Annotated in this window: 12 protein-coding genes; 1 reads left to right on the plus strand and 11 read right to left on the minus strand. The window is 36.1% G+C overall.

Features of this window, described 5'->3' with window-relative positions:
* Positions 1 to 18: 18 nt before the first annotated feature.
* The 5 genes from CHB72_RS05660 to CHB72_RS05680 all read right to left on the minus strand — a co-directional run bounded on the left by CHB72_RS05660 (position 19) and on the right by CHB72_RS05680 (position 5,806).
* The gene (locus tag CHB72_RS05660; RefSeq protein ID WP_089281898.1) at positions 19 to 1,257 is read right to left on the minus strand and encodes a BaiN/RdsA family NAD(P)/FAD-dependent oxidoreductase; all 1,239 of its coding nucleotides are present in this window, start codon (positions 1,255 to 1,257) and stop codon (positions 19 to 21) included.
* 189 nt (positions 1,258 to 1,446) lie between these two features.
* Positions 1,447 to 2,184 carry an oxygen-insensitive NADPH nitroreductase gene (gene nfsA / locus CHB72_RS05665; protein ID WP_207652506.1) on the minus strand — a complete coding sequence of 246 codons (738 nt, stop codon included), beginning with the start codon at positions 2,182 to 2,184 and terminating at the stop codon, positions 1,447 to 1,449.
* A gap of 12 nt (positions 2,185 to 2,196) precedes the next feature.
* On the minus strand, positions 2,197 to 3,711 hold the full coding sequence (locus tag CHB72_RS05670) for a hypothetical protein (protein ID WP_089281899.1): 1,515 nt from the start codon (positions 3,709 to 3,711) through the stop codon (positions 2,197 to 2,199).
* Positions 3,712 to 5,103: a sensor histidine kinase gene (locus CHB72_RS05675; protein ID WP_089281900.1), complete on the minus strand. Its 1,392-nt coding sequence runs from the start codon at positions 5,101 to 5,103 to the stop codon at positions 3,712 to 3,714.
* Positions 5,090 to 5,806: a response regulator transcription factor gene (locus CHB72_RS05680; protein ID WP_089281901.1), complete on the minus strand. Its 717-nt coding sequence runs from the start codon at positions 5,804 to 5,806 to the stop codon at positions 5,090 to 5,092. Before CHB72_RS05680 ends, CHB72_RS05675 begins: the two co-directional genes overlap by 14 nt.
* Before the next feature lie 196 nt (positions 5,807 to 6,002).
* Here CHB72_RS05680 and CHB72_RS05685 point away from each other — a divergent pair, with 196 nt between their 5' ends.
* Positions 6,003 to 6,797, plus strand: coding sequence for a polysaccharide deacetylase family protein (locus CHB72_RS05685; RefSeq protein WP_089281902.1), 795 nt, complete (start codon positions 6,003 to 6,005; stop codon positions 6,795 to 6,797).
* 406 nt (positions 6,798 to 7,203) lie between these two features.
* Here CHB72_RS05685 and ahbB read toward each other — a convergent pair whose 3' ends face one another.
* The 6 genes from ahbB to CHB72_RS05715 form a co-directional block, all read right to left on the minus strand.
* Positions 7,204 to 7,671 (minus strand): siroheme decarboxylase subunit beta, encoded by a 468-nt coding sequence (gene ahbB, locus CHB72_RS05690; protein ID WP_089281903.1) that lies wholly within the window; start codon positions 7,669 to 7,671, stop codon positions 7,204 to 7,206.
* Positions 7,672 to 7,704: 33 nt separating this feature from the next.
* Entirely contained in the window at positions 7,705 to 8,166 is a 462-nt protein-coding gene (gene ahbA, locus CHB72_RS05695) for a siroheme decarboxylase subunit alpha (RefSeq protein ID WP_089281904.1), read from the minus strand.
* 3 nt (positions 8,167 to 8,169) lie between these two features.
* Positions 8,170 to 9,165: a putative heme d1 biosynthesis radical SAM protein NirJ2 gene (gene nirJ2 / locus CHB72_RS05700; RefSeq protein ID WP_089281905.1), complete on the minus strand. Its 996-nt coding sequence runs from the start codon at positions 9,163 to 9,165 to the stop codon at positions 8,170 to 8,172.
* Between the two features lie 12 nt (positions 9,166 to 9,177).
* Positions 9,178 to 10,350: a putative heme d1 biosynthesis radical SAM protein NirJ1 gene (gene nirJ1, locus CHB72_RS05705; RefSeq protein WP_089281906.1), complete on the minus strand. Its 1,173-nt coding sequence runs from the start codon at positions 10,348 to 10,350 to the stop codon at positions 9,178 to 9,180.
* Positions 10,351 to 10,865: 515 nt separating this feature from the next.
* Complete coding sequence (locus tag CHB72_RS05710) at positions 10,866 to 11,702, minus strand: ABC transporter permease (RefSeq protein WP_089281907.1); 837 nt, start codon at positions 11,700 to 11,702, stop codon at positions 10,866 to 10,868.
* Positions 11,695 to 12,885, minus strand: a complete 1,191-nt coding sequence (locus tag CHB72_RS05715; protein WP_089281908.1) for a quaternary amine ABC transporter ATP-binding protein — start codon at positions 12,883 to 12,885, stop codon at positions 11,695 to 11,697. Before CHB72_RS05715 ends, CHB72_RS05710 begins: the two co-directional genes overlap by 8 nt.
* Between the last annotated feature and the right edge of the window lie 50 nt (positions 12,886 to 12,935).

Here is a 12,935-nt window from a genome sequence, read left to right on the forward strand (position 1 = left end):
TACTCCCTTCCACCTTACTTAATCTAAAGCTGCATATTCTCCTGCCACATAACCAGAGGACCAAGCCCACTGCAAATTAAATCCTCCGCAATCTCCATCTATATCCATCACCTCACCAGCAAAATACAGGCCTGAAATCAATTTGGATTCCATTGTTTTTGCATCAATTTCGCCCACATCAATGCCTCCTGCTGTGGTTTGGGCATTTTTCCAGGATTGGGTTCCGGTGATTTTTATTTTCCATTGTTTTAAAAAGCGTATGATTTTTTTTGTTTCTGTTAAAGAAACTTCTCCACATTTCTTTTGGGAATCCTTTATGCCTGCTTCCTTTAACACAACAGGAGTCAAACGTTTATTTAACAGGCCAGTAAAACTGAATTCTAAAGTCTTTTGGGGTTGGTATCCTAGACGTATTTCCAGCATTTCCATGAGTTCATCTTCATCTAAATCAGGAAACATATCAATTTGAATATGTATCTTATCCCTCTTCATTAATGCTTCCCCTGCTCTACGGCTTAGTTGCAGAACTGGAGGTCCAGAAATCCCATAATCTGTAAAAAGAATTTCTCCTCTTTCTCTCCGTAGGACTTGTCCTTCCTTAACAACAGAGACTTCTCCTATAAATTTTACCCCCTTTAATGCTTTTAAAAACGGCGCATTAAGCTTCAATTGTACGAGGGCTGGAAAAGTTTCTACACTCCTATGACCTAAATCCACGGCTAGCCGATGTCCATCTCCATCAGAACCAAACTGTGGACTTGCCTTACCGCCAGTAGTAATGATCACTTTTTCTCCCTCAACTACGCTTCCATCCTTAAGAACAAGCTCGAATTCTCTATCATTCCTTTGTATTTTAATAACTTCAGCATTGCAGCATTCTTCTATGCCTAATTGTTGTATTTCATATCTTAGTAAATCCAACATACTAGATGCTTGATCCGACATAGGGAAAATCTTACCACCATCTTCTATTTTATGAGCAACCCCTAAATACTCAAAAAAGCTTAGGGTTTGCTCCACATCAAAGGCCTTTAAAACCCCCTGTGCAAACCTTACATTACTTCCATGAAAAAATCTTAAATCTATATTGATATTCGTAAAATTACATCTACCATTGCCTGTCGCTAAAAGTTTTTTTCCAACTCGATCCATTTTTTCTAAAATAGTTACCTTTGCACCATTTCTCGCAGCAGCTATTGCAGCAATCAATCCTGCTGCGCCCCCACCTATCACTAATACATTCACTTGTTTTCCCATCTTCTATGACTCCTTTTTTTATCCTTCACTATATTACAGAGATTTTCTCTGAATTAAGCCTCATTTTATAACCATATTCTATATTCTATCATTTTTTATATACTTTAATAATTTTGCGAGAAAAAACTAGAGAAAAATTTCTATTGTTTCTTGAATAGAAACCTTTCTCTAGTCTATACCTTCAATTAATTACTTCAATCTAATTCCCTGATTCATTATAAATTCCTTCAGTTGTGGTCTTCTGGACTGACTAAGAAATTCTGCCATCTGTTTTGTCCAACCAGCAGTTATTTTTCCATTGGTTCTTTCTATATAATACTTAGTAGAAATAGCTTCATACTTTTCTAAATCTTCAACGATATACTCTCGGTTGTATGACTCTTGATGAACAACAGCTCTTTGGGGTAATCTCGGTTTTTGACCAGGGTCTTGATCAGGATAGCCAAGGCACATTCCCATAATCGGTATAGTTAGTTGAGGCAAGTTAAGTAGTTTCGCAACCTCCACTGGTTGATTTCGAATACCTCCAATAATAACCCCTCCTAATCCATAGGATTCTGCTGACAGCAGCAGGTTTTGCGCTGCTAAAGCAGTATCTACCGAACCCACTATCAAATTTTCCACCTCATCTATTTTAAATTCTGTACCATACATATCTGAAGTTAGCTTCAGTCGATAAAAATCAGCACAAAAAACTAGAAAAACAGGACATACCTCTACCCAATGCTGAGAGCCACAGTATTCTGCCAACTTTCTTTTGGTATCTTCTTTCTTCACTACGATAATACTATAGGCTTGAACATTGTGGGAAGAAGAAGCCCATTGAGCTGAGGTTAATAATTCCTCAATGAGTTCATCGGGAATAGGTTTTTTAAGATATTTCCTAATGGAACGATGGCTTTGAATCAATTTTAGCATAGCATTCATTATAATCACTCCCTAATTTTTTATATAGTTATTAATATAGTTCTCTAGAGCTTTTTCCCAGTTTTCTACATAAGGCCCTATTGCCCATTCTGCCATAATAACAGTTTCTCCCTCTCTTAGGTAAATTTTTTCTAATGGCTCCTGCTGAAGTTTTTGACCCTCGATGCCAAATACTATCACCTCATTTTTTGTCACTACCAATGCAATATCTTTATTGGGTGAAGTATATACATCGACAGCAGTAGGGACTTTATCCTTTACCATTGTCCAAGGGATACTTAGTTCATCATAAAAAACCAATTTCGATGGTGGAATCAGGTTAATATTATAGTCGGTGGTGGCTAACTCATCATCCTCAAAATAGCTGATTCTTCCTTTTAATAGCCAATGCCCAAGCCTTCTTTCAAGTCCATAGTTCTCATTCTCTTCTTCCTTTCGCAACATACTATTGTCCTTTTTCTCACTCAACACCCTCTTTCTTCCGTTTTCTATTGCTTCTACCCCTGCATTTCCTAATAGATCCAAGATGTTTACTTTTCTAATCGTTGGGAGGCTATCAATAACTAAAATATGTACTGCTTCCTTCTGTAATACGTCGTCTCCTTGATTCATTCTAAAGCTTCTCTCTTCAATAGAAACATAGTCATTACTAATATAGTTAATCGTTCTATATAAAGCTTCTTCCTTTTCCTGACCTACAATCAACTGTGGATTTATCTCTTCTATTGGACTTTTCTCCCTAATCAAAATATTATAGGCAACTAAAAACTCCTCTGTTTTATTCTCTTTAGTTATTCTTTTCACTTCCATTTTCCAGAAGCCATTTCTCCTAGGGAAAAAAATATCTTCTGTCTGTAAAAAAGGATGCAACTTTCTATTTTCTGAAGCAATCCAAAGGGTTCTATAGGATTGGGTCTGTAGATGTCCTCCCTTTTCTTCTGTTGTTTGACGAAGACCTACCAGTACACCTGTACGGGTCAAATTATCTTGTGGAAAATTCTCAACCTTTTCCTGCCAAGAATTTTCTTCCTTCAGCTGCTTCAACAGCTCCTCATTCACTTCATCAGAAATCTTTTTTAGAATAAAACTATCATTATAAATTTTCAGTATTAATTCTTCATCTTTTTCCTTTAAAATTTCGCAGAAAAAAACATCCTGATCCGTAACAGTAATGACTTCAATCTCCTGCTGTGAAAAGTTAAACCCCTCGTGGAAAGACTGATAATGATAAAGAAGATATTCTTCTGCAGTTACTTGTTTGGTTTGATAACCGGCATTCATTAATAAATATTCTCCTACCATCGCGTATTGATCAGAAAAGATAATCCTTCTCCCCCTCCATTCCTGCTCTTCCTCAGCAGTAGCTGACTGGCTTAATACACCAGAAACTTCCCAAGTTCCTTGAATTGAAATGTCGATGTTTTTAGGCGGTACAATTTGCAAACTAGGATCATTGTCTGTACTGACACAACCAGTAGAATAAAAAATAATCAATATCAAGATGCAAATTAATTTAACGGGCTTCATCTAAACAACCTCCTGCAATGGCAGTGTAATAATGATACTGGTACCCTTATCCACTTGACTTTCAATGTCTAAGCTTCCACCCATCATTTTGATAATTTCATCAGAAATAGATAAACCAATACCGTTCTGAGAATTGCTAGATTTTCCTTTATAGAACTTTTCTTTAATTTTGGGAAGATCTTGTGAATGTACTCCACAACCTGTATCTTTAATGGTAATTATGATATTGTTACCCTCCAGCTTAGCCAATAAACTGATTTTTCCATTGGTAGGGGTAAATTTGAAAGCATTATCTAGTAAATTAATGAGTACTTGCTTCAACCGATTTTCGTCAGAGTAAATCAAAGGGAATTCATCAATATAATCAACCTGAAAATCTACCTGTTCCCTTATAGCCCTTGGCATTAACTGTTTTTTTATATGCCCTAACACCTCTGGAAGATTAACAGGCTTCATCTTAAGCGTAATTTTACCAGATTCAAATTTAGAAAAATCCAGTAATTCTTCTACCATAAGGGTCAATCGATCACTTTCCTTTTCTATTATTTCAAGACCATCTGATAAAATTTGTCTATCTTCATTATCTTGTTTTAGGGTAACTGCCCATCCTTTAATAGAAGTCAGGGGTGTTCTAAGTTCATGAGATACAGAAGATATAAAGTCATTCTTTATCTGATCCTTTTTTATTATTTCTTTTGCCATATAGTTTAAGATATCAGAAAGCTTCCCAATCTCATCATCACTTTTTTTCCTGTTTTCTGCATGATAATCTCCCATAGCCATTTTTTCTGCTACAATTGTTACTTCTTCCAACGGGCCAGTGATCGTGTTAGCCAAAAATATACTAACCAATCCGGTAATCAATGTTACCAGCCCTCCAAATGCAATGAAAACATAGGCAATCCTTTTAATATCTCTGTTTACCTCTCTAAGAGAAGCAATAAACCGCAGCACCCCCACCTGTTGCTCACCTGAGTAGAGGGGGTAGGAAACTGCCATTACCTTTTCTGTATCATACTCTACACTACCAACCCATTTTCCTATTTCTCCTTCTATCGCCCTTTTCACATCCTCCATTTCCTTGATGTCCTTTGGCATCACTCCAATAGAGTCCATCAAAACCTTTCCATCCATATCAATAATTTCTACTTGGGCAGAAGTCTGCTTCCAAAAAGTATCGACATTGTTTAGTACATTTTCTTGCAGCGTAGCATCGGAAAAATATTTTTGATAGAGGTTTGCCGAAGTCTGAATCTGATTAAGTAAAGTGCTTTCTAGATTTTTATAATAATACTGTCTAATACTACTTATCAAAAAGATTTCAAGGATCACTACAGTAATCACAATGATGAATACAAAATTAAAAACTAATCTTTTTTTAATACTCTTCATTGTTCTCTGCTCCTCTTAGTCGGTAGCCTAATCCCCATACAGTTTCAACCCATTGGGGCTCCGAAGGATTATTTTCTATTTTTTCTCGAATTCGTCGAATATGAACATCTACTGTCTTCATGTCCCCAAAATAGTTTTCACCCCAGATTTTATTCAATATTTCATCTCGACTAAAAGCTTTACTTGGCCTGGTCATTAGAACTTTCATGATGGCAAATTCAGTAGGCGTTAGTTCAATTTCTATATTTTGTTTATAGAACCGTTGCCCCTCTAAATCCAAACTTAACTCCTGAAACCGAATAAATTTATGATTATTCGTTCTACCTACCTCTGTTTTTCTCAAATTAGCGCGGATACGAGCAATGAGTTCCAAAGGATTAAAGGGTTTTACCATATAGTCGTCGGCTCCCAATTCTAGCCCCATTATTTTATCCATATCCTGTCCCTTTGCAGTCAGCATAATGATAATAATCTCTGGTATAAGTTCTCTAAGTCGTTGACATAATTCAAATCCATCCATCCCTGGCAGCATTACATCCAAAACAGCAACTGCAGGATTCTGTCCTTCTATTAGTTTTAAGGCTTCTTCTCCGCTTTCACATTCTAATATCTGAAATCCACTTCTATTAAGGTTAATAGCTAAAAACTTTCTTATAGAAGCTTCATCCTCTACCACAAGCACTTTTTTTTGACTTTTCTCCATTATTATCACCCAATATCATTCAAATTTTATTTTAACCTTATTGTATTATAGTTTTTTTCCTACTTCTAGTTTTAATTATCTCCATTAAAAAACTTAATATTTTCGTAACCTTTTTTAATCAGTTTGTAATCTAATTGGAGACAAAATGCGATAAAATTATACATAGAGAAATTAAAAATAATGGGGGCGCATAGCAATGCAGCATTTGAAAACAAGTATAACAGTCATTCTACTAACAATTGTATTTACTGGAGTTTTAAGTTTCGAAGTAATCCTTCCTTATGAAACAGTAGCCATTGTTGATGCAGAGGATGTTGTAGAAGAAGCAATTGATGATTTAACAGAAGAGGAAACTCCCACAGAGGAGGATCCCATTGTTATTGATGAAAATGCCAAGGTTGTCTATCTTACCTTTGATGATGGACCTTCTCCCGATGTAACCTCCCATATTCTAGACATTCTTAAAGAATACAATATTCAAGCTACTTTTTTTGTTATTGGCAATCTGGCTGAACAACACCCTGATATACTTTTACGAACATGGGAAGAAGGCCACTTAGTAGGTAATCATACCTATACCCATAATTTTCGCCACATCTATGGAAATCCTCAAAACTTTTTGGACGAAGTAGAAAGGACAGATGAGGTTTTTTCATCAATATTAGGTACTGACTATTATAAGTCAAAATTTATTCGATTTCCCGGTGGCTCCTTTGGAAAAAGACTGCAACCCTTTCGTCAGGCGGTGGGGGAGGCTGGTTATATAAGCATTGACTGGAATGTAGTAACTGGTGATGCTGAAGGTCATAGAGTTTCACCTCAGAAGCAATTAACTAGACTTCAAGAAACATTGCAAAATAAAAAAGAAGCTATTGTACTTATGCATGACAGTAATACAAAGCAAACTACAGTAGAGGCTCTGCCTGAGATTATTGACTACCTAATCTCACAAGACTATGTCTTTAAAACCCTTAAAGATTATGAATTTTAACAAATCACCTTCATCAATTTATTTTTCACAGTGTAAAGGTTTCGCCGCTGGGAAACTCTTTATTAAGAGTAACCTCAGTGAATATTATCGTAGAAATATTAGATTTATCCTTCGGTGTATTGCTAAGACTCCCACTTCTTCTAGATAAACAAACTAAGCGACTAACACAAAATCAAAGATTTTGGTTATCTGCTTATAGATAAACAAACTAAGCGACTAACACAAAATCAAAGATTTTGGTTATCTGCTTATAGATAAACAAACTAAGTGACCAACACGAAAGTTAGAAACCAAACTTTCGGTTGTCTACTTAAAGCGAGAGATCAAGCACTACATCCTCGAAGTAAATTCGGCTACAATTCAGAGGGAGTAAAAACTCCCTCTGAATTGTAGCCGAATTTTATTTCTAAAAGTACTTCATACTGGTTTTTTTAAGTTCCTCACTACTAAATAATAATTGATAATTACTTATATCAAAGGTTTTCGATAACTTATCTGCAATTTCATAACAGTCTTCTTTACTATTAGCATGTATCATAGTAAATAGGTTATAGGGCCAATCTGGGTAGGTTGACCTTTCATAACAGTGAGTAACCTCAGGAAACATGGCCATAGACTTGCCTACCTCCGCTATTCTAGGGGACTCCACCCCCCATACCACCATAGCATTAGCAGTGATTCCTGCTTTTCTATGTCTTAGCACCGCTCCTAGTCTTCTTATTATGCCATAATCAACGTATTGCTGAATTTTATTCAGTAATTCCTCTTCCTCCATTGCTAACTCCTTTGCTATCTGCTTATAGGGCTCAGCGCATATGGGTAAATCCTCCTGTAACAGCCTAATAATTTTTTTATCTAATTCTGTAACCTCCATCCTACACCTCCCTCCTAAACATTACCACTTGTTTTACTTACACTGTTGATATAAATCAAACTTCACCCTAACCTTGAAAAAATTTACCGCAGGTAAATTCATGATTTCCTTAACTTTTATTTTTCTCTTTAGGTCTTTTATCGTATTATCTACTTCCTCCTTAGAGGGTCCTATTAAGGTGAACCACATATTATAGGCATGATTTCTGACATAGTTGTGAGTAACACCTGGGATTGCATTCACTATAGCAGCAATCTTCTCTATTTCTTCCTCAGATACCTTTAAAGCACATAAAGTACTATAATAGCCTAGTTTTCTAGAATCAAACACCCCCCCGATCCTTCTAATGATTCCAGCTTCCTTTAATCTTTTTATTCTATCTATAACTTCTGCCTCCGATATATCTAACATGTCTCCAATTACCTGATAGGGTTTGTTAGCAACAGGAAAATCGCTCTGTATCATTGTCAGCAACTTTTTATCTAATAGATCCAAAAACTACACCCCTTTTCTTCCATGGTATAGACACCAAGGTTCTTCTGCCATATAATCTCCCTCATGATAAAAAGCAGCCCGGGCCCTGCATCCTCCACAGCTTTTTTTGTATTTACAGCTACCACAACCTCCACCATATTCAAGGGTCCGGAGTTTATGGAAAACTTCACTTTTATTCCAGATCTCATCAAAGGGAACTTCTCTTACATTTCCAATTTCCATATCTAAATAAGCACAAGGCTGTACTTTGCCCCTAGGACTAATGATACAGTAGGAAGTTCCTGCTAAACATCCCCGCTGAAAGCGAAGCTCCATTCCCATTTCCTTAGCTATTCGCATAAACTGAGGAGCACAGGTAGGCTTCAATTCTATAGAAACTTCCTTCTGCTTCATCATAATTTTCTTCAAAACATTTTCATATTCCTCTGCCTTTAGGGATTCTTCTTCAATTGTCACCGCCCTTCCAGTAGGCACTAAAAAAAAGAAATGATGAGCTACAGCCCCTACCTCTACTGCCAGATCTGTTAGTTCCTCCAATTCCTCTTGATTCCAATCCATTACGGTTGTATGAATCTGAAAGGGTAATCCTGCAGTTTTACAATTTTTCATAGCATCAATGGCTCCTTGCCAAGCACCTTCATAACAGCGGAGTTCGTCATGCTTTTTAGGGGAAAGACTATCGAGACTAATGCCTACTCCCATTGCCCCAATTTTTTTTAGATTTTCCGCTACCTCTAGTGTAATAAATGTTCCGTTAGTACCGAAGACTGGCCTTAACCCCTGTTCTTTTGCATGCTCTACCAACTGAAAGATGTCCTCCCGCATAAAAGGCTCTCCTCCACTAAAAATCATAATTTTAAATCCAGCCTTCGCGATTTCCTCTATCAGCTTTTTACCTTCTTCTGTACTTAATTCTTCATCAGCCTTTGCTCCCGCTTCTCTATAGCAATGCTTACAATACATATTACACTGATTGGTTGTATTCCAAGATATGATCAAAGTTTCTCCCTCCTATATTGCAATTTCTTCCTCTGTCAGATAACAGGCAGGGTCAGATTCCCAAAAGTCCCCCGTTGCAGCCTCTGCTCTAGCTCTAAAATTACCATTGCATACCTTTAACCACCTGCATGTGCTGCATCTCCCCTTTAACAAGTCTTTTCGATTCTTAAGTCCTGCTAGAATTGGATGAGAGGTATCCCTCCAGATTTCACTGAAGGATTTCTCACGTACATTTCCTATAATATGATTTTGAGTAAATTGATCAGGATGTACATTTCCCATACTATCTACATTAGCAAAAGCTATACCAGAGCGATTTCCTCCATTTGTTTGCATAAGTTGATATACTTCCCTCGCTCTTTCTGGATCTATTTCTCTTAGTTTCATATATAGATATACAGCATCCGCATGATTATCTACTGTTAAAATTTCCTTATCTAATCCTCTTCTATGAAAATCTAAGGTTTTTTCAATAATGAAATCTAACACCTCTCTTGACTGCTGGTGGGAAAGGTCCTCCTCCATCATTTGATTCCCGCGACCACAATAAACTAAATGATAAAAACAAACTCTATTGATATGTAAATCTTCTATTAAATTAAATATATCTCCTAGTTCTTTATAATTATGTCGATTAATGGTAAACCTCAAACCTACCCTCTGACCTACTGCCACACAGTTTTCTATTCCCTTCACAGCTGCATCAAAGGCTCCTTTTTGTCCTCTAAACTGATCATTTGTATCTTTTAGCCCATCTAGACTAATCCCCACATAACCTACTCCGATTTTTTTAAATTCTTCCGCAGTTTTTCTATTGATTAAGGTTCCATTTGTTGAGATAGTAGAGCGAATATTGCAATCTATTGCGTGCTTTGCTAATTTAAAAAAGTCCTCTCGCACAAGAGGCTCTCCACCAGAAAAAAGGAGCACTGGTACTTTAAAGCTACCTAAGTCCTCTATAAACTTTTTTCCCTCTTCATAGGTTAATTCCCCTTCATATCGCTTGCAGTCTGAATCCATATAACAATGTATACATTTCAAGTTGCAGCTTCTTGTCATATTCCAAGCAACAACCGGTCCATGCCCTTCATTTGTTCCATTTACTGTTTTTTTTGCTCCATGTCTATATCTTAGGGAATCCCCAAAATGATTAGTTCCTATCAAAAACTTTGTAATACTTACCATAAAATGACCCACCTTTCTATTATATAGTTATCCTATATAATATCGTCTTCCTAGTTAATATATTATCCTTATTTTGGTTAATTTAACCTGTTATTTTCTTTTTTAAATAAAAAAACACCATTGCAAAATGATTTACAGGATGGTATCTCTATCGTTTTAGCGGTTGATCTGCTTAGGCTGAAGGCTTTTTATTATAATATTTTTCTATTTATACATAAGCATTAAGTAAGTAATGTAATTTCATTATACTACTATCCTATGTTTTTAAAAAGATAAAATAGAAGGTATTAATATACTTGAACAAATATATTAACACCTTCTATTAGAACATCATTAAATATCATTGCTGTAACCAGCACCTTCTAATTTCCTTGTAAAATAATTACGTTCATAATATACATCCTCTACTAACCACAACACAAGAAACGCTCTTCTATGTCTTCTCCATCTGATTCCTCAATGTTCCAACTTAATGAAACGAGTTCACAAACCAAAATAATTCTTTTTTCCATATTTTAAATATTATTTTTACTTTTTGCTATATTTTCTGTAATTCTATCTAATAGAATAGCCAATAAAACAATAGCAATACCACTTTCTACTCCTAATCCAATATCTACCGTCTGCATGGCTCGAAGTATGTCTCTTCCAAGACCACCGCCTCCAATCATAGCAGCAATTACTGACATAGAAAGTGCCATCATGATACATTGATTTACGCCAGCCATAATGGTAGATAAAGCTAAAGGTAGCTGGACACCCAAGAGAATTTGTAGTCTTGTGGAGCCAAAAGCCCTAGCTGCTTCCACCATATCTTTTGGTACTTGCCGAATTCCTAGATTGGTTAATCGAACAGCTGGAGGCATAGAAAATATTAAAACTGCCACCAAAGAAGATACCTTCCCCAATCCAAAAAACATAACAGCAGGAATTAGATAGACGAAGCTTGGTAATGTCTGCATAAAATCTAGTATTGGTCGTAAAACTCTCTCCGTAACATCGCTTTGTGATGAAAGAATTCCTAATGGTATTCCAATGAGAAGTGATATTATCGTTCCCGTTAATACTAGAGATAATGTGCTCATTGTCTGGCTCCATAGCTCTAGCCCTAACAAAAATGTCAAACTTGCAATGGTAAAAATTCCTAGCTTTTTGTTTAGAAAAAATCCTACTAACGCACCTACAACTATAATCATAATCCAAGGAGGTAATATCAGCAAATAGCCTTCAAATTTATCAATAATGGTGGCAAGGTTTCTACTTATAGTATTCGTTATTGGCGTAATAGAAGGTACAATTTCATCAAAAGCTTTGTTCACTACTTCACTTAGAGGTATCGAAAAATTATTCATTCCAGTTCCCCCCTCCTGCTAACCCTTGAAGAATGGCACCTCTTACAATAATTCCTAATAATCGATTTTTTTCTGAAGCTACTGCAATAGGGCGCCCTTCACTCATTAATTCAAATATATCGCTTACAATCATGTCAGGTGGTACTTTTGTATAATTTGATTCTAAATAGGCTTCTAAAGTGTCACTTCCAGCTTTTATTGCTTCTGCTGCTTTTTCAGCCATCAATAATCCTTGTATTTCTTTACTCTGATTCACGACGAAAATACTGGAGATCCCATTCTCCTTCATCTTATGCAAAGCAACACGTGGGCCATCCTTCAAATAAACCACTGGCTTTGGTTTTATCATGATATTTTCTGCTGTTAATACTTTGGTTCTATCTACATTTTCTACAAAGCGTTCTACATATCTTGTAGCAGGAGTTTGCAGAATTTCTTCTGGAGTTCCTATTTGAACAATCTTCCCATCCTTCATTAGTGCAATTCGATCTCCTAATTTTAATGCTTCATCTAGATCATGCGTAATAAAAATAATTGTTTTGTTCATTTTACTCTGTAATTCCATCAACTCATCCTGCATATCTCCTCTAATAAGAGGATCTAATGCACTAAATGCTTCATCCATTAATAAAATATCAGTATCATTAGCCAAAGCCCTTGCGAGACCTACACGCTGTTGCATTCCTCCACTGAGTTGTTGGGGATAACTGTCTTCCCAACCCTTTAATCCTACAGTTTCTAATGCCTGTTTTGCCTTTTTAAGCCTTTCTTCTTTAGAAACTCCTTGTATCTTTAATCCATATGCCGCATTCTCAACTACCGTTAAATGGGGTAGTAGAGCAAAGCTTTGAAAGACCATAGCCATTTTTTTCCTTCGAGTTTCAAGTAATTCATTGTGAGGTACCTTCATGATGCTCTTGCCATCAATTTTTATATCACCGCTAGTAGGTTCTATCAGCCTGTTTAGACATCTTATTAATGTTGATTTTCCGCTCCCCGATAATCCCATCACTACAAAGATTTCTCTATCATAGATGGAGAAGGAAACATCCATAAGTCCAACCACTTGACTGGTTTTTTCTAAAATTTCTTCTTTACTCTTACCTTCTTCCAGCAATTTTATTGCCTTTTCAGGTTGTTTTCCGAAAATCTTGTATAAATTTTCAACTTCAACTTTTATCATTATTTTCACCTTTCTATCACTCTATCCTTTGATCTATTCCTATTTATAGA

The sequence above is a fragment of the Anaerovirgula multivorans genome (assembly GCF_900188145.1).
In the GTDB taxonomy this organism is placed as follows: Bacteria; Bacillota; Clostridia; order Peptostreptococcales; family Natronincolaceae; genus Anaerovirgula; species Anaerovirgula multivorans.